At 74.9% G+C, this 22,904-nt stretch carries 24 protein-coding genes; 20 read left to right on the top strand and 4 right to left on the bottom strand.

Features of this window, described 5'->3' with window-relative positions:
* The first annotated feature begins 26 nt into the window (after window positions 1–26).
* The 7 genes from folP to ACH495_RS09410 all read left to right on the top strand — a co-directional run bounded on the left by folP (window position 27) and on the right by ACH495_RS09410 (window position 4,604).
* The gene (folP, locus tag ACH495_RS09440; protein WP_396857223.1) at window positions 27–905 is read left to right on the top strand and encodes a dihydropteroate synthase; all 879 of its coding nucleotides are present in this window, start codon (window positions 27–29) and stop codon (window positions 903–905) included.
* Entirely contained in the window at window positions 902–1,261 is a 360-nt protein-coding gene (gene folB, locus ACH495_RS09435) for a dihydroneopterin aldolase (protein ID WP_396857222.1), read from the top strand. Before folP ends, folB begins: the two co-directional genes overlap by 4 nt.
* On the top strand, window positions 1,258–1,785 hold the full coding sequence (gene folK, locus ACH495_RS09430; RefSeq protein WP_396857221.1) for a 2-amino-4-hydroxy-6-hydroxymethyldihydropteridine diphosphokinase: 528 nt from the start codon (window positions 1,258–1,260) through the stop codon (window positions 1,783–1,785). Before folB ends, folK begins: the two co-directional genes overlap by 4 nt.
* The gene (locus tag ACH495_RS09425; protein WP_396857220.1) at window positions 1,782–2,312 is read left to right on the top strand and encodes a DUF3180 domain-containing protein; all 531 of its coding nucleotides are present in this window, start codon (window positions 1,782–1,784) and stop codon (window positions 2,310–2,312) included. Before folK ends, ACH495_RS09425 begins: the two co-directional genes overlap by 4 nt.
* A 117-nt stretch (window positions 2,313–2,429) precedes the next feature.
* Window positions 2,430–3,665, top strand: a complete 1,236-nt coding sequence (locus tag ACH495_RS09420) for an ABC transporter permease (RefSeq protein ID WP_396857219.1) — start codon at window positions 2,430–2,432, stop codon at window positions 3,663–3,665.
* Window positions 3,666–3,727: 62 nt separating this feature from the next.
* Window positions 3,728–4,030 (top strand): hypothetical protein, encoded by a 303-nt coding sequence (locus ACH495_RS09415; RefSeq protein ID WP_120572796.1) that lies wholly within the window; start codon window positions 3,728–3,730, stop codon window positions 4,028–4,030.
* 82 nt (window positions 4,031–4,112) lie between these two features.
* Window positions 4,113–4,604 (top strand): hypothetical protein, encoded by a 492-nt coding sequence (locus tag ACH495_RS09410; RefSeq protein WP_396857218.1) that lies wholly within the window; start codon window positions 4,113–4,115, stop codon window positions 4,602–4,604.
* A 64-nt stretch (window positions 4,605–4,668) separates the two neighbouring features.
* On the opposite strand, the gene ACH495_RS09405 is transcribed toward ACH495_RS09410, so the two are convergent.
* Complete coding sequence (locus ACH495_RS09405) at window positions 4,669–5,661, bottom strand: ABC transporter ATP-binding protein (protein WP_396857217.1); 993 nt, start codon at window positions 5,659–5,661, stop codon at window positions 4,669–4,671.
* A 2-nt stretch (window positions 5,662–5,663) separates the two neighbouring features.
* Between ACH495_RS09405 and ACH495_RS09400 the strand changes: the two genes are divergently transcribed.
* From ACH495_RS09400 to ACH495_RS09385, 4 genes are all read left to right on the top strand, one after another.
* Window positions 5,664–6,353: an ABC transporter permease gene (locus ACH495_RS09400; RefSeq protein WP_396857216.1), complete on the top strand. Its 690-nt coding sequence runs from the start codon at window positions 5,664–5,666 to the stop codon at window positions 6,351–6,353.
* The gene (locus ACH495_RS09395; protein WP_396857215.1) at window positions 6,350–7,072 is read left to right on the top strand and encodes an ABC transporter permease; all 723 of its coding nucleotides are present in this window, start codon (window positions 6,350–6,352) and stop codon (window positions 7,070–7,072) included. Before ACH495_RS09400 ends, ACH495_RS09395 begins: the two co-directional genes overlap by 4 nt.
* A 203-nt stretch (window positions 7,073–7,275) precedes the next feature.
* The gene (locus ACH495_RS09390; protein WP_396857214.1) at window positions 7,276–8,280 is read left to right on the top strand and encodes a glycine betaine ABC transporter substrate-binding protein; all 1,005 of its coding nucleotides are present in this window, start codon (window positions 7,276–7,278) and stop codon (window positions 8,278–8,280) included.
* A 130-nt stretch (window positions 8,281–8,410) separates the two neighbouring features.
* The gene (locus ACH495_RS09385) at window positions 8,411–10,429 is read left to right on the top strand and encodes a hypothetical protein (RefSeq protein ID WP_396857213.1); all 2,019 of its coding nucleotides are present in this window, start codon (window positions 8,411–8,413) and stop codon (window positions 10,427–10,429) included.
* A gap of 155 nt (window positions 10,430–10,584) precedes the next feature.
* On the opposite strand, the gene ACH495_RS09380 is transcribed toward ACH495_RS09385, so the two are convergent.
* A complete protein-coding gene (locus ACH495_RS09380; protein ID WP_396857212.1) occupies window positions 10,585–11,754 on the bottom strand; it encodes an NADH-quinone oxidoreductase subunit D in 1,170 nt (389 codons plus the stop codon).
* Window positions 11,751–12,815 carry an SAM-dependent methyltransferase gene (locus ACH495_RS09375; RefSeq protein WP_396857343.1) on the bottom strand — a complete coding sequence of 355 codons (1,065 nt, stop codon included), beginning with the start codon at window positions 12,813–12,815 and terminating at the stop codon, window positions 11,751–11,753. Before ACH495_RS09375 ends, ACH495_RS09380 begins: the two co-directional genes overlap by 4 nt.
* 223 nt (window positions 12,816–13,038) lie before the next feature.
* Between ACH495_RS09375 and ACH495_RS09370 the strand changes: the two genes are divergently transcribed.
* The 7 genes from ACH495_RS09370 (at window position 13,039) to ACH495_RS09340 (ending at window position 19,779) form a co-directional block, all read left to right on the top strand.
* Window positions 13,039–13,974 carry a Rossmann-like and DUF2520 domain-containing protein gene (locus tag ACH495_RS09370; protein ID WP_396857211.1) on the top strand — a complete coding sequence of 312 codons (936 nt, stop codon included), beginning with the start codon at window positions 13,039–13,041 and terminating at the stop codon, window positions 13,972–13,974.
* Entirely contained in the window at window positions 13,968–14,810 is an 843-nt protein-coding gene (gene panC, locus ACH495_RS09365; RefSeq protein WP_396857210.1) for a pantoate--beta-alanine ligase, read from the top strand. Before ACH495_RS09370 ends, panC begins: the two co-directional genes overlap by 7 nt.
* Before the next feature lie 30 nt (window positions 14,811–14,840).
* Window positions 14,841–15,269, top strand: a complete 429-nt coding sequence (panD, locus tag ACH495_RS09360) for an aspartate 1-decarboxylase (protein WP_396857209.1) — start codon at window positions 14,841–14,843, stop codon at window positions 15,267–15,269.
* Window positions 15,270–15,466: 197 nt separating this feature from the next.
* Window positions 15,467–16,360, top strand: coding sequence for a septum formation family protein (locus tag ACH495_RS09355; RefSeq protein WP_396857208.1), 894 nt, complete (start codon window positions 15,467–15,469; stop codon window positions 16,358–16,360).
* A 61-nt stretch (window positions 16,361–16,421) separates the two neighbouring features.
* Complete coding sequence (locus ACH495_RS09350) at window positions 16,422–18,110, top strand: L-aspartate oxidase (protein WP_396857207.1); 1,689 nt, start codon at window positions 16,422–16,424, stop codon at window positions 18,108–18,110.
* Complete coding sequence (nadC, locus tag ACH495_RS09345; RefSeq protein ID WP_396857206.1) at window positions 18,107–19,003, top strand: carboxylating nicotinate-nucleotide diphosphorylase; 897 nt, start codon at window positions 18,107–18,109, stop codon at window positions 19,001–19,003. Before ACH495_RS09350 ends, nadC begins: the two co-directional genes overlap by 4 nt.
* Window positions 19,004–19,020: 17 nt before the next feature.
* A complete protein-coding gene (locus tag ACH495_RS09340) occupies window positions 19,021–19,779 on the top strand; it encodes a type III pantothenate kinase (protein WP_343444669.1) in 759 nt (252 codons plus the stop codon).
* A gap of 52 nt (window positions 19,780–19,831) precedes the next feature.
* Here ACH495_RS09340 and ACH495_RS09335 read toward each other — a convergent pair whose 3' ends face one another.
* Window positions 19,832–20,572 carry a class I SAM-dependent methyltransferase gene (locus ACH495_RS09335; RefSeq protein WP_396857205.1) on the bottom strand — a complete coding sequence of 247 codons (741 nt, stop codon included), beginning with the start codon at window positions 20,570–20,572 and terminating at the stop codon, window positions 19,832–19,834.
* 94 nt (window positions 20,573–20,666) lie between these two features.
* On the opposite strand from ACH495_RS09335, the gene lysS reads away from it, so the two are divergent.
* Window positions 20,667–22,175, top strand: a complete 1,509-nt coding sequence (lysS, locus tag ACH495_RS09330) for a lysine--tRNA ligase (protein WP_396857204.1) — start codon at window positions 20,667–20,669, stop codon at window positions 22,173–22,175.
* A 115-nt stretch (window positions 22,176–22,290) separates the two neighbouring features.
* A complete protein-coding gene (locus ACH495_RS09325) occupies window positions 22,291–22,641 on the top strand; it encodes an Lsr2 family protein (RefSeq protein ID WP_343444672.1) in 351 nt (116 codons plus the stop codon).
* Window positions 22,642–22,904: the final 263 nt, after the last annotated feature.

Raw genomic sequence — 22,904 nt, 5'->3', positions numbered from 1 at the left:
TGCCGGCGAACGGTACTGTCGGGTCCGTGACCGATCTGGTACGGGCGGACGCCCCGGTGGTGATGGGCGTCCTGAACGTCACGCCCGACTCGTTCTCCGACGGCGGCAGATACGCCGATCTGGACGCTGCCGTCGCACACGGGGTGCGACTCCGCGAGGCCGGCGCGGACCTGGTCGACGTCGGCGGCGAGTCCACCCGGCCCGGCGCCGACCGGGTCGACGCGGAGACCGAGACCGCCCGGGTGCTGCCGGTGATCCGCGAACTGAGCGCCGCCGGCATCCCGGTCAGCATCGACACCAGCCGGGCCCGGGTCGCCGAGGCGGTGCTCGCGGCCGGCGCGGTGGTGGTGAACGACGTCTCCGGCGGGCTCGCCGACCCGGACATGGGCCGGGTGGTCCGGGACGCCGGCTGCCCCTGGGTGCTCATGCACTGGCGGGGCCACTCCCGCGGCATGCGCGACCTGGCCACCTACACCGACGTGGTGGCCGACGTCCGGGCCGAGCTGGGGCAGCGGGTCGACGCGGCGCTCGCCGCCGGCGTCGCCGCCGACCGGATCATCGTCGACCCGGGGCTCGGCTTCGCCAAGACCGCCGCGCACAACTGGGAGCTCAGCGCCCGCCTGCCCGAGCTGGTCGACCTCGGCTTCCCGCTGCTCTTCGGGGCCAGCCGCAAGTCCTACCTGGGTCGGCTGCTCGCCGACCCGGCCGGCGAGCCGCGCCCCACCGCCGGGCGGGCGGCCGCGACCATCGCGACCAGCGTGCTGGCCGTGGCCGCCGGCGCGTGGGGGGTACGCGTGCACGACGTCCGCGGCACCACCGACGCGCTCGCGGTCTGGCGGGCGACCGGCCGCCCACGGCTGGCGAGCGCGGCGCGGGCCGCCGTCCACAGCGGAGGGGACCGATGACCGACCGGATCGAGCTGACCGGCCTGCGGGCGCACGGGCGGCACGGGGTCTACGACTTCGAGCGGGCCCAGGGGCAGGAGTTCGTGGTCGACGCGGTGCTCGAACTCGACCTGGCGCCGGCCGCCCGGTCGGACGAGGTGACCGACACCGTGCACTACGGCGAGCTGGCCGAGCGGCTGGTCGCGGTGCTCACCGGCGAGCCGGTGAACCTGATCGAGACGCTCGCCGACCGGCTGCTCGCGGTCTGCCTGGCCGAGCCGCGGGTCGCCGCCGCGACGGTGACCGTGCACAAGCCGGAGGCCCCCATCCCGCACGCGTTCCGCGACGTGGCCGTCATCATGCGGCGTACCCGGTGACCCGCGCCGTGCTGTCGATCGGCAGCAACCTCGGCGACCGCCTCGACCACCTGCGCGGCGCGGTGGCCGCGCTCGGCGGCGACGTGCTGCTGGTCTCCGGCGTCTACGAGACCCCACCGTGGGGGGACGCGGACCAGCCCGCGTACCTGAACGCCGTGGTGATGGTCGCGGACCCGGCGGCGGCGCCGGGCGACTGGCTGGCGCGGGCCCGGGCCGCGGAGGCGGCGGCCGGCCGGACCCGCGACCCGGCCCGCCGGTACGGGCCGCGCACGCTCGACGTGGACGTGATCGCGGTCTGGGACGCCGCCGGGCAGCCGGTGCTCAGCGACGACCCCGAGCTGACCCTGCCGCATCCCCGGGCGCACCAGCGTGCCTTCGTGCTGCGGCCGTGGATCGACATCGAGCCGCACGGCCGGCTGCCCGGGCACGGCTGGCTGACCGACCTGCTCAACGCCGAGCCGCTGGCCGCCGACGCCCTGGAACTGAGCCCGCGGCCCGATCTGACGCTAGAGTCGGACGCATGAGTACGGCCCGGCCCCCGCAGGACCCCGACCGCTTCCGGATGGGTCCGACCCGGGTCTCCACGCTGGTCGTCGCCGGTCTGGCCGCCGCCGCGGTGGCCTGGCTGCTGATCAGCGGCTTCTACTACGACTTCGCCCCCGACCTGCCGTGGCTGCCGGTGATCACGCTGGCCGGGCTGGCCGTGCTGGAGGGCTACGCGGCGGCCAACACCCGTGCCCGGGTCGAGCGGCGGCCCGGCCGGGAGCCGGTGAACCCGCTCCTGGTCGCCCGGTTCGTGGTGCTCGCCAAGGCGTCCGCGCTGGCCGGGGCCATCTTCGCCGGCTTCTACGCCGGGCTGGCCGGCTGGCTCCTCGTGGAGCGGACCAAGGCCGCCGCCGGCGACCGCCCGGCCGCGCTGGCCGGGCTGGTCGCCTCGCTGGCCCTGGTCGCCGCCGCGCTCTGGCTGGAGCGCTCGTGCCGGGTGCCCGAGCAGGAGGACGACGACGACCGCGAGCCTGGCGATCGCGAGACACCACGCGGGCGCCGCTGAGCGGAGGGTTTCCCCCGCTTCCGCCCGCAGGTACCGTCCCTGGCGACCGGAGAGCGACGGCCGCCACCGGTCCGCCCGCGGCGTGGGCCGGACGCGGCCACTGGGAGGCACGGGCCAATGGGGTACGACGAGTCGGGCCGGACGGCGCCACCGGAGACGTCGTCCGGCGTGCCCGCCGCGGTGCTGGAGAACGTCTTCGACGACCCGTCCCACGGTGAGCCCGGCCGGGACCGGATCGCGGTGCACGTGGTCTGGGAGTTCGTGCTGCTGGCCGGCCTGGTCGCGGTGACCTGGCTGCTCTGGCGGGAGGATTCGGACGCGTTGCGCGGCGGCGCGTTGAAGATGCTGCTGGTCGACGTGGCCGGGCTGGGCCTGCTCACGCTGGCCGCCGGCCTGAGCCTGCGGGCCGCCGCGGTGAACCTCGCGGTCGGCCCGGTCGCGCTGGCCGCCGCGGTGCACTTCGCCGAGCAGGGTGACCGGGGCCTGCGGGACGCGCTGCTGCCGGCGCTCGGGGTGGCGGCGGCCGGTGGGCTGGCCCTCGCCCTGGCCGTGGTGGTGCTGCACGTGCCCGGCTGGGCGGCGAGCCTGGCCGGCGCGGCCGGCGTGATCGTCTGGCTGGAGCGGCGGACCGCCCCGGTCGCGGTCCAGGGCGACTACGACCCCCGCCGCACCGCGCTCTACCTCTTCGTCGGGTTCGCCGCGGTGGCCGTCCTGGGCGGCCTGTTCGGCGCGATCAAACCGGTACGCCGGCTGCTCGGCCGGTTCCGCCCGGTCGCCGACCCGGCCCGACGGCGGGGCGCGGTGGCCGCCACGGTGACCGCGTTGGCGCTCGTCGGCTCCACCGTGCTGGCGATGCTCGGCGGGGTGCTGGTGGCCGCGAACTCCGACGGCCCGGTCCCGCCGGGCACCGGGCTGGACTGGTCCGTGCTGGCGGTCGGCACCGTGCTGCTCGGCGGCACCAGCGCGTACGGCCGGCGCGGCGGCATCTTCGGCGCCCTGCTGGCGGTCTGCCTGGTGGTGGTGTTCCTGGCCTGGGCCGGCGCGCACGACTGGACGGTCAGCCGCTGGGCGGTGGGCGGTGCCGTCCTCGGTGCCGGTCTGGTGGTCACCCGCCTGGTGGAGACGTTCGGTCGCCCCCGCCCGGGGGCCGGGCCGGGAGCGGGCACGCCGGTGCCGCTCCGGCCCCCCGGCGACGGCACGATCAGCGGCGGTTGGGTGATGCCGCCGAGGCCCGAGCCCACCGACACCTGGCCGTCGGTGCTGCCGGTGCGGGACACCGACACCCCGGTCGACGCCTGGGAGGCGCCGCGCTGGGAGAACGAGCCGCGACGCTGGGACACCGACGGCCGCTGACGTCGGCCGGCGGCGTCGCGTCCGACGGGCCGGAGCTGATCTCGCCGGTTAGGCTCGGCGGCATGACGGAGACTCCTGCCCCCGGCGGCCGTACCTTCGACGAACTCGACAAGCTCTCCACCGAGGAGCTGCGCGAGCAGGCGTTCCACCTGGCCCGGGAGCGTCGTGACGTGGGGTTCTTCTGGTCGGTGCTGCGGCACCTGCCGAACGCCGACGAGGCCGCGGCCCTGGACGGTGCGCCCAACTCGGTCGGGCCGACCATCGACGAGGCCAACGCGCTGTGGCGTGAGCTGACCGGGCACGGCTACGAGGAGTCCGCGCCGCTGCTGCGCGCCGCCTTCATCGACTACCTGATGAAGCACTGACCCGGTGGCCGCGCGCCGGCCGACGCCGGCCCGGCGACCGGGCAGGTTTGCCCGGCGCGGCGGCCCGGGAACTGACCGCTCCATGGCCCTCACCAACCGCCCCCGCACCGTCGGCCGGTACGGCACGGCCGCCGGCACCGGCACGCTCGCCGCGTTCCTGCTCGTCGCGGTCGGCGGCAGCCCGATGTACGTCGGCTGGGCGCAGGAGCACACCGACCCGTCCGGCGCCGGCGGCTGGTTCCTGCGGCTGCTGGCCTGGCCGGCCTGGCGGTGGCACGCGGACGAGGGGATGCTCGCCACCAACCTGCGGGCGATCCTGCTGATCGTGCTGGCCGCGGCGCTGCTCTACCTGCTGCCCGGCCCACAGGTCGACCGGGTGGCGGCCTCGGGCAGCCAGTTCCTCTCCGGCTGGGGCGCGTACGCCCTGGCCGCCGGGCTCAGCGCCCTGCTGGCCACGCTTCTCGGGCCGCACGGCACGCTCTACGCCGCGTTCCAGGCGGCGAGCGCCGGCGCCGCGTACGGCTTCTTCGCCGGCTGGATCGTCGGCCTGGCCAGCCTGGGCGGCCGGGCCTGACCTAGCGGGGATCGTCGGCCTGGCCAGGTCGAGCCGGCCGGGCCTGACCCCCGGTCGGGTCGTCTCAGTCGACCGCGCCCAGGGTCAGCACCCGGGTTCGGGCGAGCAGGCCCAGCGGGCGGCCGTCCTCGGTGACCACCGCCTGGTCGGCGCCGGCGGTGAGCAGCGTGCCCAGCGCGTCGTAGGCCGAGCTGCCCAGCGGCACCGTGGGCAGCCCGTCGGCGGTGCCGGCCGGGAGCGGGTCGAGCACCGCGCGGGTCACCGGGGTGACCGCGAGGCGGCGGATGCCCCGGTCGGCGCCGACGAACTCGCGGACGAACGCCGAGGCGGGCGAGCCGAGCAGCGCGGCGGGCCGGTCGTACTGCTCGAGGACGCCGCCCTCGGACAGCACCGCGATCCGGTCGCCCAGCCGGACCGCCTCGTCGAGGTCGTGGGTGACCAGCACGATGGTCTTGCGGACCTCGGCCTGCAACCGGAGGAACTCCTCCTGCAACCGGGTCCGGACGATCGGGTCGACGGCCGAGAACGGCTCGTCCATCAGCAGCACCACCGGGTCGGCGGCGAGCGCCCGCGCCACCCCCACCCGCTGCCGCTGGCCGCCGGAGAGCTCGTGCGGGTAGCGCTTGCCGAACTGCGCGGGGTCGAGCCCGACCAGTTCCAGCAGCTCGCCGACCCGGGCCCGGGTGCGCTCCCGGGGCCAGCCCAGCAGCCCCGGCACGGTCGCCACGTTGGCGGCCACGGTCTGGTGCGGGAAGAGGCCGACGTTCTGGATCACGTAGCCGATGCGGCGGCGCAGCGTCACCGGGTCGACCCTTGTGACGTCGTCGTCGCCGAGCATGATCCGCCCGTCGGTCGGCTCGATCAGCCGGTTGATCATCCGCAGCACCGTGGACTTGCCGCAGCCGGACGGGCCGATCAGCACCACCAGCTCGCCGGCCCGGACCTCCAGGCTCAGCCCGCGGACCGCCTCGGTGCCGTCCGGGTAGCGCTTGCGGATGCCCTCCAGCGTGATCGAGGCGGCGCCGTGACCGGCGGGGGTCTCCGGGGTAACGTCCACGTGTGTTCCTCCACCTGAGCTACCGGGCCGCCCCGGGTAATCCGTGGTTCTCCTGGCAGTACGTGCGGGACAACTCTGACAGCATCCTCGCCGCGGTGCGCGAGCACACCTGGCTGACCGCCCGGGCCGTGGTGATCGCCGCGCTGGTGGCGCTGCCGCTCGCGGTGGCAGCGTACTGGTTCCGGTCGCTGGCCGCGTCCATCCTGGCGCTGACCGGGGTGCTCTACACGATCCCGTCGCTGGCGCTGTTCGCATTCCTCGCCCCCTACCTCGGCATCGGCGCGGTGACCGTGCTCACCGTGGTGGCGCTGTACGCGTTGCTGGTGATCGTGCGCAACACGCTGGCCGGCCTGAACCAGGTGCCGCCCGAGGTGCGGGAGGCCGCCGAGGGCATGGGGTACGGCCGCTGGGGTCGGCTGTTCCGGATCGAGCTGCCGCTGGCGCTGCCCGGCATCCTCACCGGCGTACGCCTGGCCACCGTCTCCACTGTCGCGCTGGTCACGGTCGGGGTGGTGGTGGGCCGGGGCGGGCTCGGCCAGCTCATCTTCGCCGGCTTCCAGAACAACTTCTACAAGGCGCAGATCATGACCGGCACGGTGCTCTGCGTGCTGCTGGCGCTGGTGCTCGACCTGGTCCTGGCCGGCGTGGGCCGGCTGCTCACCCCCTGGCTGCGCGAAAGGTCAGCCCGGTGAACCCGGTGCCGGCGGCGGTGACCTGGCTGAACGACCCGCTGAACTGGACCAACCCGGGCGGCGTGCTGGACCGGCTGGGCGAGCACCTGAGCATGTCCGCCCTGGCGGTGCTGCTCGGTTGCCTGGTGGCCTGGCCGATCGGCCTCTGGCTCGGGCACAGCGGTCGGGGTGGTGGCCTGGTGCTGCTGGTCTCCAACGTGACGCTGGCGATCCCCACCCTGGCCCTGCTGACCATCCTGCCGCTGACCTTCCTCGGGTTCGGCCGCGCGTCAGTGGTGGTGGCGCTCGCCGTCTTCGCGGTGCCGCCGCTGCTGGCGAACGCGTACACCGGGGTCCGGCAGGCCGACGCGGAGGCCCGGGACGCCGCCCGCGGCATGGGGCTCTCCGGCGGGCAGGTGCTGCGCCGGGTGGAGTTGCCGCTGGCGGTGCCCTACCTGGCGGCCGGGTTCCGGACCGCGGCCGTGCAGGTGGTGGCCACCGCCGCGCTGGCCTCGTTCGTCAACGGCGGTGGGCTGGGGCAGATCATCCGCGCCGGCTTCGGCCTCGACATCGCCGCCGGGGGCGGCCAGATCATCGCCGGCGGCGTCCTGGTGGCCGGCTTGGCGCTGCTGGTCGAGGGCGTGCTCGCGGTGCTGGAGCGGCTGGTCACACCGCGTCCGCTGCGCCGGGTCCGACGGCGGGCGAACCGCCGCGCGGCGGCGGCCACTGCCGGCGGCTGACGCCCGGCGTCCGGGGGCGGGCGCCGAGACGCCGGTCACTGTCGGGCGGCCTCCGGATGACGATCCGATGACGAAAACCGCTCCGAATTTGTCGGTCCGGTCCGTGAGGATGTTGGGTGAAGTCACGGGCGGCGTACGGATCGCCCGTCGGACACGCGGCCGGCCCGAAGGGGCCGCGCCGGGACACGGAAGGCGGGCATCTGATGCGCGCACGTTCACGGCTGGCCGCGGGGGCGTTCGGCGCCCTCCTCGCGGCGGGTCTTCTCACCGGCTGCGGCGACGCCGGCTCGTCCGGCACCGACGCGCCCGAGGCGGGCGCCTCGGGCGCCGGTTGCGCCCCGGTGGCGGGTGACCAGCTCGTCGTCCTCACCGACGACAAGAAGCTCCAGAACACCGACAACGTCCTTCCCGCGATCAACCAGAAGGCGGCCACCCCGCAGCTGGTCGCCGCGCTGGACAAGGTCTCCGCGAAGCTCGACACCACCAAGCTGATCCAGCTCAACCGGGCGGTCGACGTCGACCGGAAGACGCCTCAGGTGGCGGCGCAGGAGTTCGCCGGCGCCAACGGCGTGACCGACGGCATCGAGAAGGGTCCGGGCGGCCAGGTGACGGTCGGCGCCGGCAACTTCAGCGAGAGCCAGACCGTCGCCGAGCTCTACAAGATCGCGCTCACCGCGGCCGGCTACCAGGTCAAGGTGCAGACCATCGGCAACCGGGAGCTCTACGAGCCGGCCCTGGAGAAGGGGCAGATCCAGGTCGTCCCGGAGTACGCCGCCACCATGGCGGAGTTCCTCAACACCAAGGCCAACGGCAAGGACGCCCAGCCGATCTCCTCGCCCGAGCTGGAGAAGACGGTCGCGGCGCTCAAGACCGAGGGCGAGAAGTCCGGCCTGGTGTTCGGCCAGCCGTCCCAGGCGCAGGACCAGAACGCCTTCGCGGTCACCAAGGCCTTCGCCGACAAGTACGGCGTGTCCACGCTCTCCGACCTGGCCGCCAAGTGCTCCGGCCAGGCCACCGTGCTGGCCGGCCCGCCGGAGTGCCCGCAGCGGCCGAAGTGCCAGGCCGGGCTCGTCGAGGTCTACGACTTCAAGGCCGGTTCGTTCAGCTCGCTGGACGCGGGCGGCCCGCAGACCAAGAACGCGCTGAAGACCGGTTCCGCCAGCGTCGGTCTGGTCTTCTCCTCCGACGCGGCGCTCGCCACGAGCTGACCGGTCGCCGCCGGCCGGTCGCACCGGCCGGCCGGCGGCGCGTCGGGGCTGATGGCCCGGCCGGCGGTGCGGGCATCCGACGGTGCCGAGCCGTTCCACTCCGATGGAACTCTCGGTACGCTGCTCACCCATGCCCGCCTCGGTCGCCCCCACCGACAAGCGCACCCCGACGCTGCTGACGGTCCTGTTCTGGACCGGTGTGGGGTTGGCGCCCCTGGCGGCGCTGATCCTGCTGGTCGCCGACGGCAACGGCACGCTCCGGTTCGGCGCCGTGCTCGCGATCCTCGCCGTCGTGCTGATCGGCCTCTCCATGGCGCTGCGGGCCGAGAACGGCGCCGACGGGACCGTGTCCGAGGGGTTGCGCGAGGAGTTGGAGCAGCTCCGGCGGGAGTTGCGGGCCGAGATCGTGGCCGCCGCCCAGCGCGGCAACGAGGCGCTCGACCAGGCGCGACGGGCGGAGGAAGCGGCCGGCACGGTGCGTCACCGGCTCGACGCGGCGGCCGCCGGCCTGGCCGCCCCACCCGCCGAGGAACGTCCGGGCGGGCGGGCCCGGGTGCCGGTCGTCGAGGCGTACGACGCGGGGCGGGCGCAACCGGCCGGCCCCGACGAGGACGCGTCGAGCCGGTCGGCGGGCGGTCGCCCCGGCGCCGACCGGCGGGTCGACTCGCCGTGGCCGGCCCGTTCCGACGCCACCGGCCGTCACGTCGACGGCCGGGCCGAACGGTCCGGATCCGACGCGTACGCCGCCGAGGGGCGGGCGCGACCGGAGCCGCTCGGCACCGATCTCGACCGCTCGGCCGATGAGCACGCGGAGTTCGGCGACTACCCGGCCGGCCCGCCCCGGCCGCGCGCGGAGCGTACGGAGTTCGGCGCCTACGGCACGTCGACACCGGCCGGGCGGGACGCGGGACGGGCCGCCGGCGGCGTGTACGGCGCGGCGCGGGTGCCCGAGCCGGGGGCCCGGCCGGAATCCCGCCCGGTCGGGGTGGTCCACCACACCGAGACCGTGCACGTCACCACCCGGCACACCATCGTGGACGGCGGCGACGCGGCCGGTTCCCGGTACGGCGGGTACGCGGGCCGCTGGTCCCCGTCGGCGGAGGAACGGCCGAGGGGCGCGGAACCGGTCGGGCAGCGCGCCGCCGGCCACCGGGAGCCGGTCGGGGACGAGCCGGCGCGCCCCGGTTGGTCCGGTGCGGGGCAGGACGCCTGGCCCGGAGCGCCGCGGTCCGGCCCGGAGCAGCCCTGGCCCGGTGCCTCGGCCGGTGGCGCGCGGGACGGCGGGGCGTGGCCCGCCACGCGGGACGACGGCTCGCGGGACGGTGCGGCGTGGTCGGGTTCGCGGGCCGACGGCGGGCGGGAGCACCCGTGGGCCGGCGTGGGTCGTGCCGCAGGCGGTGACCGGGGCTGGCCGGCGCGTCCGGCGGAGGACGGTTGGTCGACCGGCCCGCGACCGGGCCGGTCGGCGGACGAGCCTCGGCCCTGGCCCGGGTCGGATGACGACCGGACCGGTCGGCCGTCGACGGGAGAGGCCGGTTGGCCGCCGGCGGGAGAGGCTGGTTGGCCGCCGGCGGGAGAGGCCGGTCGGCCGTCGGCCGGGGACCATGAGCGGGCGGCGTCGCCCGAGCCGTACGGCCGGGCGGCGATCGGCGAGCCGGATGGCGGCCACTGGTCCGAGTTGCGCGCCGGCAACCGCTGGGCCGAGGTCCGCGACGACGGCCAGGGGCGGGAGGTCCGGGTCGGGGAGCGGCGGGCCTCGGCGCACGCCGACGGCGGCGGCACCGGGTACCGGGTCGAGGACCGGTGGGCCTCCGTCCGCGGCACGCCACCCGGCTACGACAGCGCCGGCCCGACGCGCCACGACCGGGGGTCGGCGTACCACGACGGCGGCGCGCCCCGACCCGACCGGGAGCCGTCGGGCGGCGGCTGGTCGGGCGAGGGTCAGCCGGCGCTGCCGGCCGGCGGGGTGCCGACGCCGGACGCGTGGCGACCGCCGACCCAACGCAGCGGCCAGCCCGAGTGGCGGCAGCCCGAGCCGGAGTGGCAGCAGCTCACGCCGGAATGGCGGCAGCCCGAGCCGGAGTGGCGCCGCCCGGAGCCCGACGGCTACGGCCCGACGCCCCGGGACGCCGCCGACCGCTGGCACTGACCGGGACGCCGCCGACCGCTGGCGCTGACCAGGACGCCGCCGACCGCTGGCGCTGACCGGGACGCCGCCGACCGCTGGCGCTGACCAGGACGCCGCCGACCGCTGGCGCTGACCGGGACCCGACCGTCCGTGCGGCGGTGCCGCCGCGCCGGAGGTCACTTGTCGATGTCGCCGACCACGAAGAACATCGAGCCGAGGATGGCGATCAGGTCCGGCACCAGGCACCCGGGCAGCAGCGTCGACAGCGCCTGCACGTTCGCGTACGAGGCGGTGCGCAGCTTCAACCGCCACGGCGTCTTCTCGCCCCGGGACACCAGGTAGTAGCCGTTGATGCCGAGCGGGTTCTCGGTCCAGGCGTACGTGTGTCCCTCGGGCGCCTTGACGACCTTGGGCAGCCGGGTGTTCACCGGCCCGCTGATCCGGTCCACCCGGTCCAGGCACTGCTCGGCGAGGTCCAGCGACGCGTACACCTGGTCGAGCAGCACCTCGAACCGGGCGTGGCAGTCCCCGGCGGTCTTCGTCACCACCGGCACGTCGAGCTGGTCGTACGCCAGGTAGGGCTCGTCCCGGCGCAGGTCGAGGTCGAGGCCGGAGGCCCGGCCGACCGGCCCGGACGCGCCGAACGCGGCGGCGTCGGCGGCGGAGAGCACGCCGACGCCGACGGTGCGGGCCAGGAAGATCTCGTTGCGCCGGATCAGGTTGTCCAGGTCGGGCATGCGCCTGCGTACCTCGGCGATGGCGGCGCGGGCGCGGCCGGTCCAGCCGGCCGGCACCTCCTCCTTCAGGCCGCCGACCCGGTTGAACATGTAGTGGATCCGGCCGCCGGAGACCTCCTCCATCACCGCCTGGATGGTCTCCCGTTCCCGGAACGCGTAGAACATCGGCGTGATCGCGCCGATCTCCAGCGGGTAGGAGCCGAGGAACATCAGGTGGTTGAGCACCCGGTTCAGCTCGGCCAGCGCCATCCGCAGCCAGGTGGCGCGCTCCGGCACCTCCATGCCCATCAGCCGCTCGACAGCGAGCACCACGCCCAGCTCGTTGGAGAACGCGGACAGCCAGTCGTGCCGGTTGGCGAGCACGATGATCTGCCGGTAGTCGCGTACCTCGAAGAGCTTCTCCGCCCCCCGGTGCATGTAGCCGACGATCGGCTCGGCGGCGACCACCCGCTCCCCGTCGAGCACCAGGCGCAGCCGGAGCACGCCGTGCGTCGACGGGTGCTGCGGCCCGATGTTGAGCACCATGTCGGTGCCGAGCTGCTCACCGCCGGCGCCGGTCCCGACGGTCAGCTCGCGGAGGTCGCCGGCGTCCGTGGTCATGCCCGTCATCGTGCCAGAAGCGGATCGAGGTCGACGCCGACCGGCTGCCACAGCCACCAGTGCCCGCCGAGGCCGGCCGGGTCGGTCAGCTCGGCCACCGCCGACGCCGCGGCCAGCGCGCGCAGGTAGCCGGCCGGGTCCCGGGAGGCCAGGCTCAGCGGCGGTCGCCCGCCGTCGGCCCCGAGCGCCAGCAGCGCCGCCCGCTGCGACACCAGGGTGTACGCACACCGCGCGACCCGCTCACCGGCAGAGGCGACCGAGTCGATGGCCACGTGCGCGGTCACGTCGCACGACCCGTCCGGCACCGGTGGCACCTGCCGCCCGCCCCGATACCCGGTCAACGTCCCGTCCACCGGTCGGGCGTCCCGCAGGTGCCCGTAGTCGACCGCCAGCGCCGCCCCCCGCCGCACCCGCCCCACCGCTTCGGCCCAGGCCGCGTCCCGCCCCCACCCGATCTCCACCCGCCCACCCTTCACGGCGGTGATCAAGGAGTTCGCGTCGCGGTCCGGGCCTCCGCCCGACGCGAACTCCTTGATCACCGGGGACGGGGGAGACGGGAGCGGCCACCAGTGGGTCAGCCAGGCGGTGTCGGCGGGGGAGAGCGGGGGGCCGGGGGACTCCGCGCCGGTGGCGGGGTCGACCAGGACGTGGCGCCAGCCGTCGGGGGTGTCGGTGGCGACGTCGAGGGGGACGTTGTCGAGCCATTCGGTGGCCAGCAGCAGGCCGGTGACGTCGTCGGGGATCTCGTCCCGCCACTCGATCTCCGCCGGCAGGTCGTCCGGGCGGCCGGCCTTCTCGACGGCGACGAGACGGACCCGTTCCGCCAGCGACGGATCGGTGGGTGCTTCCACGAGGGCACCGAGCAACGACCGGAGCAGCTCGGCCCGGCCGGCGCCCACGTCCACCACGTCCAGCCGGGCGGGGTGGCCGAGCGCGAGGTCGAGCGCGGTGACCAGGTGCCGGAGGCACGACGCGAAGACCGGGGACGCGTGCACGCTGGTGCGGAAGTGGGCCGCCGGCCCGGGGCCGGAGACGAAGAAGCCGTCCGGGCCGTAGAGCGCGGCCTCCATCGCGTCGCGCCAGCGCAGCGCCGTCACTGCATGCCTCGTTCCCCGGACGTCACCGTGCCGACCCTACGGCGCGCGAACCGGGGACGGGCCACGATCCCCGCGCCGGTGGCGGTGCCCCGGTCCGGGTGGCGGTGAACGATTTCACACATGCTTGTTCCGGCTCCCTGACCGCGGCGCATACTTGCCATCGACCGGTACCCCCTTCGAGGACTGGATCGCTGCCATGAGCGCACCGCTGCGCCCGCGGGCCCACCGCGCCCCGCTCGCCTTTCCCCGTACCCTCACCGTCGGTGTGCTGGGCACCGGCCGGGTCGGCGCCGTGCTCGGCGCGACCCTCGCCGCCGCCGGTCACCGGGTGGTCGCCGCGTCCGGCACGTCCGGCGCCTCGCGGGCCCGGCTGGCGCTGCTGCTGCCGCAGACCCCGCACCGCGCCGCGCCCGCCGTGGCGCGCGCCGCCACCGACCTGCTGATCGTGGCGGTCCCCGACGACGCCCTGGCCGCTGTGGTCGCCGACCTGGCCGCGTCCGGCGCGCTGCGCCCCGGGCAGGTGGTGGCGCACACCTCGGGTGCGCACGGGCTCGCCGTGCTGGCTCCGGCCGCCGCGTCCGGCGCCCGGCCGCTCGCGCTGCACCCGGCGATGACCTTCACCGGTACGCCGGACGACCTGTCCCGCCTGGCCGGCTGCTCCTACGGGGTGACCGCCCCGGCCGAGCTGCGCCCGTTCGCGGCCCGGCTGGTGGCCGACCTGGGCGGGGTGCCGGAGTGGGTGGGCGAGGCCGACCGACCGCTCTACCACGCGGCGCTCGCGCACGGCGCCAACCACCTGGTGACACTGGTCAACGACGCGGCGGACCGGCTGCGCGACGCCGGGGTGGACCGGCCGGAGAAGGTGCTCGCCCCGCTGCTGCGGGCCGCCCTGGAGAACGCGCTGGGGCTGGGCGACGACGCGCTGACCGGCCCGGTCTCCCGGGGCGACGCGGGCACCGTACGCCGGCACCTGGACCGGCTGGCCGCGACCGCGCCGGAATCGGTGCCGGCCTACCTGGCGTTGGCCCGACGGACGGCGGACCGCGCCGTCGCGGCGGGCCGGCTCCGCCCGGCGGACGCGGCGCCGCTGCGGGACGTGCTGGACGGGATGGAGGTGGCCTCCTCGTGGTGAACGTGGTGCACACGCGCAAGGAGTTGGCGGCGGCCCGGGACGGGTTGGCCGGCACGGTCGGTGTGGTGATGACCATGGGCGCGCTGCACGAAGGGCACGAGACGCTGCTGCGGGCCGCCCGGGAACGGGCCGACCACGTGCTGGTGACGATCTTCGTGAATCCGCTCCAGTTCGGCCCTAACGAGGACTTCGACCGCTATCCGCGCACCCTCGACGCGGACCTGGAGATCTGCCGGCGGGCCGGGGTGGACCTGGTCTTCGCGCCCCCGGTGAACGAGATGTATCCGGGGGGCCAGCCGACCGTGCGGCTGAACCCGGGCCCGCTCGGCGAGGACCTGGAGGGCCTGAGCCGGCCCGGCTTCTTCCACGGGGTGCTCACCGTGGTCCTGAAGCTGCTCCAGCTCACCCGCCCGGACCTGGCCTTCTTCGGCGAGAAGGACTACCAGCAGCTCACCCTGGTCCGCCGGATGGTCCGCGACCTCGACGTGCCGACCGAGATCGTCGGCGTGCCGACCGTACGGGAGCCGGACGGCCTGGCGCTGTCCAGCCGCAACCGCTACCTCTCCGCGTCGGAGCGGCAGGCCGCGCTGAGCCTCTCCGCCGCGCTGCGCGCGGGTGTGGCGGCGGCGGAGCGGGGCGACGACGCGGGCGCGGTGCTGGCCGCCGCGCACCGGGCGTTCGACGCGCCGGAGGCCCGCCTCGACTACCTGGTGCTCACCGATCCGGAGCTGGAGCCCGGCCCGGTCTCCGGCGCGGCCCGGCTGCTGATCGCCGCCTGGGTGGGCGCCACCCGCCTGATCGACAACACGGCGATCCATCTCGCGCCGCGTCCCTGACCCCACCACGAAATGCGGAAAGGCACCCCGATGCTCCGGACCATGCTCAAGTCGAAGATCCACCGGGCCACGGTGACCCAGGCCGACCTGCACTACGTCGGCTCGGTGACGGTGGACGAGGATCTGCTGGACGCGGCGGACCTGATTCCCGGCGAGCAGGTCGCGATCGTGGACATCACCAACGGCGCCCGGCTGGAGACGTACGTGATCCCGGGCCGGCGGGGCAGCGGCGTGATCGGCATCAACGGTGCCGCCGCGCACCTGGTGCACCCCGGTGACCTGGTCATCCTCATCTCGTACGGGCAGATGGACGACGCCGAGGCGCGTGCCTGGCAGCCCCGGGTGGTGCACGTCGACGCCGACAACCGCATCGTCGACCTGACCGCCGACCCCACCACCGCCGCCCCCGGCACCGCCGGCACCCCCGTCCCCAACCCCCTGGCCGCCGCCCTACCCTGACCCCAACCCCCCACTCCCGCGACCTTGCAGTTGGTGCCCCTCCGCCACGTTTTTTGCCCCTTTTGTCGGGGCGGCAAGTGCAAGATCGCCGGGACGGGGGCGGGGGTGGGGCGAGCGCGGTCTGTTACCGGAAGGTCATTTTCGGCTACCCTGGGCGGGCCGTCGGAATCGACGGTCGTCGGGCTGGGGGAGGCGCGATGGGCCGTGCGATGCGCAGCGTCGTCGCCGCGGTGGTCGCGGGCGCGATGCTGGCCGGGTGTGCCTCGTCGGGCGGGGTGGACGGGGATCTCGTCGACGACTGGCCGGCGCTGGGCGCCCCCGGGCCGTTCACGCCGGTGGCCGGCGTCTGCCAGGTCGCCGACTTCACCCCGACCGTGGGCCTGGCCGGCTACGCCCCGGTCGGCTGCGACCTGCCCCATCGGGTGGAGACGGTGCACGTCGGGGCGTTCGCCGTCGACCGGGCCACCCCGCCGGCGCTCACCTCACCGGAGCTGCGGACCGCGTTCGCCGACTGCGACACCCGGGCCAGCGGCTACGTCGGCGACGACTGGCGTGCCGGCCGGCTCCGGCTGGCCGTGGCGATGCCCACCGGCACCGGGTGGACGGCCGGCTCCCGCTGGTACCGCTGCGACCTGACCGAGCTGAACACGACCGAGGCGGCGGCCACCGTGGTGACCCGGACGGGCAGCCTGCGCGACGCGCTCAGGTCGCCGTCCCCGCTGCGCCTGGGCTGCCAGCGCACCGGGCAGGACCAGCGGCGGGTGCAGACGCTCACCCCGGTCGACTGCGCGACGGCGCACGACGCCGAGTTCGTCGGCGTGTGGGTGGCGCCGGCCCGGCCGTACCCGAAGAAGCCGGCGGACTGGGCCCCGCTCTACGCCGGCTGCTACGCCGCGATCGCGCGCTGGACCGGGGTGGCCGCCGACCCGGTGCTGCGCTACCGCAGCAACGTGGTGGTCCGGCCGCCCGGCACCGGTCGCTGGGCGGTCGGCGACCGCGGGGTCCGCTGCTATCTGTGGCTCAGCGACCGGAAGGTGAGTGCCTCGTTGAAGGGCGTCGGTCCGGCCGGGATGCCGGTCCGGACGCGGTAGCCGGAACCACTCGTCCCGCCCCCGTCGCCCGGGACGAGGATGCTTCGGGTTGACTGTGCTCATGGACCTTCCCACCGCCGACCTGCCGGCGCTGCCCCGGCTGCTCGCCGCGCCCGCGCCCGGCTGGGTGGAGACGACCGACGTGATCGTCGTCGGCTCCGGGGTGGCCGGGCTGACCGCCGCGCTGCACCTGCGCGAGGCCGGCCTGCACGTCACGGTCGTCACCAAGGTCGACATCGACGAGGGCTCGACCCGCTGGGCGCAGGGCGGGATCGCCGCGGTGCTCGACCCGGCGGACAGTCCGGCCGCGCACGCCCGCGACACCGAGGTGGCCGGCGTCGGCCTCTGCGACCCGGCGGCGGTGCGGGTGCTGGTGGAGGAGGGCCCGACCCGGCTGCGCGAGCTGATGCGGATCGGGGCGGAGTTCGACCGGAACCCGGACGGCTCGCTGATGCTCACCCGGGAGGGCGGCCACCGGGCCGACCGGATCGTGCACGCCGGCGGGGACGCCACCGGCGCTGAGGTGCAGCGCGCGCTGCACGCCGCGGTACGCCGCGACCCGTGGATCCGGCTGGTCGAGCACGCGCTGGTGCTGGACCTGCTGCGCGCCCCGGGCGACGGTCCCGGCGGGCTCGGGCCGGCCTGCGGCATCACGCTGCACGTGCTCGGCGAGGGCAGTGAGGACGGCGTCGGCGCGATCCTCGGCCGCGCGGTGGTGCTGGCCACCGGCGGGATGGGGCAGGTCTTCGCGGCCACCACCAACCCGGCGGTCTCCACCGGCGACGGGGTGGCGTTGGCGCTGCGCGCCGGCGCGGCCGTCACCGACGTGGAGTTCGTCCAGTTCCACCCGACCGCGTTGATCGTGCCGGCCGGCGGGCCGGGTGCCGGTCTGGCGCAGCAGCCGCTGGTCTCCGAGGCGCTCCGGGGCGAGGGCGCCCACCTGGTCGACGGCGACGGCAAGCGGTTCATGGTCGGTCAGCACGAGCTGGCCGAGCTGGCCCCCCGGGACGTGGTGGCCAAGGGCATCCACCGGGTGCTCCTCGCCACCGGTGCGGACCATGTCTTCCTGGACGCGCGGCACCTGGGCGGCGACTTCCTGGCCCGGCGGTTCCCCACCATCGTGGCGTCCTGCCTGGCCATCGGCGTGGACCCGGCGACCGACCTGATCCCGGTCGCGCCGGCCGCCCACTACGCCTCCGGCGGCGTCCGCACCGACCTGCACGGCCGCACCTCGATCCCCGGCCTGTACGCGTGCGGCGAGGTGGCCTGCACCGGCGTGCACGGCGCCAACCGGCTGGCCAGCAACTCGCTGCTGGAGGGGCTGGTCTTCTCCCGCCGGATCGCCGAGGACGTCGCCGCCGGGCTGCCCGAGCAGGCCCGCCCGGCGGAGACCGGTGCCTGGGTGGGCGGGCCGGGCCGGCTGGTGCCGGCGGCGGGCACGCCGGAGCTGCAACGGGCGATGACGCGGGGCGCGGGCGTGCTCCGCTCGGCGGGGACGCTGACCGACACCGCCGCCACGCTGCGCGCGCTGGGCGAGGGGCGGGGCGTGCCGCGTACCGCCGACTGGGAGGCGACGAACCTGCTCACCGTGGCGTCGACGCTGGTCGCCGCCGCGTACGCCAGGGAGGAGACGCGGGGCTGCCACTGGCGGGAGGACTTCCCGGCGGCCGACGACAGGTGGCGGGGGCACCTGGTGGCCGAGGTGGGCCCGGACGGGCGGTTGGCCGAACATTGGGAGGGGAATTCATGATCGAGTCGACGGTGCGGGCGCTGCGGGAGGGCGGCCTGGACCCGGAGCGGGTCCGGCGGGTCGTCGTCGACGCGCTGGCCGAGGACCTCGGCGCGGACTTCCTCGACGTGACGAGCGTCGCCACCGTCCCGGACGCGCAGCACGACACCGCCGACCTGGTGGCGCGCGCCGACGGGGTGGTCGCCGGGCTGCCGGTGGCCGCCGCCGTGTTCGAGCTGGTGGGCGACGTGACCGGCGCCGGCCGTACGGTCGAGGTGTCGTTGGTGGCCCACGACGGGCAGCGGGTGGCCCGCGGCGACGTGCTGGCCACCGTGACCGGGCCGACCCGGCTGCTGCTGACCGCCGAGCGGACGGCGCTCAACCTGCTCTCCCGGATGTCCGGGGTGGCGACCCACACCCGGGCCTGGGCCGACGCGCTGGCCGGCACGAAGGCCATGGTGCTGGACACCCGGAAGACCACGCCGGGGCTGCGCGCGCTGGAGAAGTACGCGGTACGGGCCGGCGGCGGCACCAACAAGCGGATGGGCCTGCACGACGTCGCCATGATCAAGGACAACCACAAGGTGGCGGCCGGCGGGATCGCGGCCGCGTTCCGTCGGGTGCGGGAGGCGTTCCCGGACGTGCCGGTGCAGGTGGAGGTGGACACGCCGGCGGAGGCGGTGGAGGCGGTCGAGGCCGGCGCGGGCTTCCTGCTGCTGGACAACATGACCCCGGCGCAGCTACGCGAGGTGGTGGCCACGGTGGGCGACCGGGCGGAGCTGGAGGCGACCGGCGGGCTGACCCTGCCGGTGGCTGCCGAGTACGGCGCGACCGGCGTCGACTTCCTCTCCGTCGGCGCGTTGACCCACTCCTCGCCGATCCTCGACATCGCCCTCGACCTGCGCGAGAAGTAACCGTCTAGGCTGCCGCTGTGCTGCTCTGCATCGACATCGGAAACACCAACACCGTGCTGGCGACCTTCGACGGCGACAAGCTGGTGCACTCGTGGCGGATCAAGACCGACGCCCGTTCCACCGCGGACGAGCTGGGCCTGATGTTCCGCGGGCTGCTCGCCGGTGACGCCGTGGAGATCACCGGGGTGGCCGCCTGCTCGACCGTGCCGGCCGCGTTGCGGTCGCTGCGCACCATGCTGAGCCGTTACTACGCCGACCTGCCCAGCGTGATCGTCGAGCCGGGGGTCCGTACCGGCGTGCAGCTCGCCATCGACAACCCGAAGGAGGTGGGCGCGGACCGGGTGGTGAACACGCTGGCCGCGTACACGCTCTACGGCGGGCCGTCGATCGTTGTCGACTTCGGCACCACCACCAACTTCGACGTGATCAGTGGCCGGGGCGAGTTCCTCGGCGGGGCGTTCGCGCCCGGCATCGAGATCTCCTTCGACGCGCTGGCCGCGCGCGCCGCGCAGCTGCGCAAGGTGGAGGCCACCCGGCCGCGCTCGGTGATCGGCAAGAACACGGTCGAGTGCCTCCAGTCCGGGCTCTACTTCGGCTTCGCCGGCCAGGTGGACCGCATCGTCGAGCGGATGTCCGAGGAGCTGGGCGAGGTGAAGGCGGTGATCGCCACCGGCGGGCTGGCCTCGCTGGTGGTGGGCGAGTGCCGCACCATCACCCACCAGGAGCCGATGATCACCCTGATCGGCCTGCGGATGGTCTACGAGCGCAACACCTGAGGTGCAAGGAGGGGCCCCCGGTTAACGCCTCCGGTAGAGGAGGGGCCCCCTGTTAACGCCGTCGCGCCCGGAGCACGAACGTGCGGTAGGGCAGCTCGACGGTGGCCCGGCCGGTCAGGTCGGGGTGGGTGGCGAACAGCTCCGTCAGCCCTTCGTCGACCCGGGCCCGCTCGGCGGGCGTGGCGGTCAGCCAGTAGGAGCGGGTGTGCAGCATGGCCGCCAGCTCGTCCGGCGTGAGCGTGGTCGTGTGCGCGAACTCGCCCACCTCGACCGGGGTGAACGCGGGCCCGAAGTCGGCGTACCGCTCGGTGACGTCGCTCGCGGTGTGGTCGAGGTGGGCGATCCGGGTCAGCTCCGCCACCCAGCCGACCCGTTCGTCCCGGACGTTCCACACCGGCGCGAACGTGCCGCCCGGGCGCAGCACGCGGGCGACCTCGGCGTGCGCCCGGTCCCGGTCGAACCAGTGGTAGGCCTGCCCGACCAGCACCGCGTCCGCGGCGTCGTCGGGCAGCGGCACCGCTTCGGCGCTGCCGGCCAGCGCCGCCGTGCCCGGCGTGGCGGCGGCCAGTTGCGCCCGCATCCCCGGATCGGGTTCCACGGGTACGACGTGGTGCCCGAGCGCTGCCAGGCCACGCGTGAGGATGCCGGTGCCGGCGCCGAGGTCCACCACCCGGGCCGGGGCCGGCGACCCGTCCAGCGCCCAGCGCAGCGCCGCCTCCGGGTACCGGGGGCGGAAGCGGTCGTACGCGGCGGCGGCGGCGCCGAACGAGAGCGCCGCAGTGGGGTCGGTCATGGCGGGCACGTTATCCCGTAACGGCCGCCACGGCGCTTGAGTACGCTCATGGGCTGACCCCGCCGATGTTCCCCAAGGCCTGAGGAAGCGTGCCGTGACCGAGCAGAACGCCCTGCCAACAGATCCCGCCGACGACCTTCCCGAGCAGATGAAGGTCCGCCGGGAGAAGCGGGACCGGATGCTCGCCGAGGGCGTCGAGCCGTACCCGGTCGGCTTCCCCCGGACCACCACGCTGGCACGGCTCCGCGAGCGCTACGCCGACCTGCCCACCGACACCGCCACCGGCGACCGGGCCTCGGTGACGGGGCGGGTGATCTTCATTCGCAACACCGGCAAGCTCTGCTTCGCCACGCTGCGCGACGGCGACGGCACGGAGCTCCAGGCGATGCTCTCGCTGGACCGGGTCGGCCCGGAGCGGCTGGCGGACTGGAAGCGCCTGGTGGACCTCGGTGACCACGTCGGCGTGACCGGCGAGGTGATCACCAGCCGGCGCGGCGAGCTGTCGGTGCTGGCCGACGAGTGGGTGGTCACCGCCAAGGCGCTGCGCCCGCTGCCGGTGGCGCACAAGCCGCTGAGCGAGGAGTCCCGGGTCCGCCAGCGCTACGTGGACCTGGTGGTCCGTCCGCAGGCCCGGCAGATGGTGCGGACCCGGGCCGCCGCGGTCCGCAGCCTGCGGGACACCCTGCACGGGCAGGACTTCATCGAGGTCGAGACGCCGATGCTGCAACTGCTGCACGGCGGCGCGACCGCCCGGCCATTCGTGACCCACAGCAATGCGCTCGACACCGATCTGTATCTGCGAATCGCACCGGAACTGTTTCTCAAGCGGGCGGTCGTGGGCGGCGTCGACCGCGTCTTCGAGATCAACCGCAACTTCCGTAATGAGGGCATCGACTCCTCGCACTCGCCCGAGTTCGCGATGCTGGAGACCTACCAGGCGTACGGCGACTACGACACGATGGCCGCGCTGACCCGAAATCTGGTGCAGCAGGCCGCCGTCGCGGTCGCCGGCTCGACGGTGGTGACCCATGCGGACGGCCGCGAGTTCGACCTGGGCGGCGAGTGGCGGTCGGTGACGCTGTTCGGTGTTCTTTCCGAGGCGCTCGGTGAGGAGGTCACCGTCCGCACCGAAAGGTCACGCCTGGTCGAGTACGCAGACAAGATCGGCCTCTCCGTCGACCCGAAGTGGGGTCCCGGCAAGCTGGCCGAGGAGTTGTTCGAGGAACTGGTGGTGCCGTCCCTGCAGGCGCCCACGTTCGTCCGCGACTACCCGGAGGAGACCAGCCCGTTGACCCGGGCGCACCGCAGCGAGCCCGGCCTGGCCGAGAAGTGGGACCTCTACGTGCTCGGCTTCGAGCTGGGCACCGCGTACTCCGAGCTGGTGGACCCGGTCGTGCAGCGGGAGCGGCTGGTGGCCCAGGCGCAGCTCGCGGCGCGTGGCGACGACGAGGCCATGCGACTCGACGAGGACTTTCTCCGGGCGATGGAGTATGGAATGCCGCCGGCCGGCGGTATGGGAATGGGAATCGACCGGCTCCTGATGGCGCTGACCGGCCTGGGAATTCGGGAAACCATCCTGTTCCCCTTGGTCCGGCCCGAGTAGGGCCGCAAAGCTTCTCCGGCTTGTTACGCCGTCCTATTGACGGAGCAAGCATCGGGCAGGTTATCGTGCTCGGGGTAATGCAGGAGCGCAACCCTGCTCGAAAGGAATGTGGGACGTGGCCAAGCAGATCATTCACAAGCTGGTCGATGACCTGGACGGCGGGGACGCTGACGAGACTGTCAAGTTCGCGCTGGACGGCGTGCAGTACGAGATCGACCTGTCGGCTTCCAACGCTGAAAAATTGCGCGATGCATTCGCGCAGTACATCGCGCACGGGACGAAGGTCGGTCGCGGGGGAGTGGTCGTGGGCGGCCGGGCCGCACGTGGCCGGGGCGGTGCGACCGCCGACCGCGAGCAGAACCGGGCCATCCGCGAGTGGGCCAAGAAGGCCGGCAAGGACATCTCCGACCGGGGTCGGATCCCGCAGGAGATCGTGGACGAGTACCACGCGAAGGCGGGGCACTGACCCCGACGTACGCGACGGCGACCGACGCCGGCCCGGATGACTCCCGGGCCGGCGTCGGCATTTCGACCCGTTCGTTAGCGATGTCCGCTTCGGGCCGGGATCGGTGGATGGTCCGGCCGGATCGTCGGCGCGGGGAAGAATCCGGCGTCCCGGGGAGTTGTCCACAGGCGGTGGAGATTCCGTCCACAGGCTGTGGACGACCGACCGCGGCGGGCGCGTCGACGCCGCCGCAGCCCCCTCGACCGGGCCCTCCGCCGACTGTC

Source organism: Micromonospora sp. NPDC018662 (genome assembly GCF_044391475.1).
Classification (GTDB): domain Bacteria; phylum Actinomycetota; class Actinomycetes; order Mycobacteriales; family Micromonosporaceae; genus Micromonospora.
This window is presented reverse-complemented; position numbering and strand designations above follow the sequence as displayed.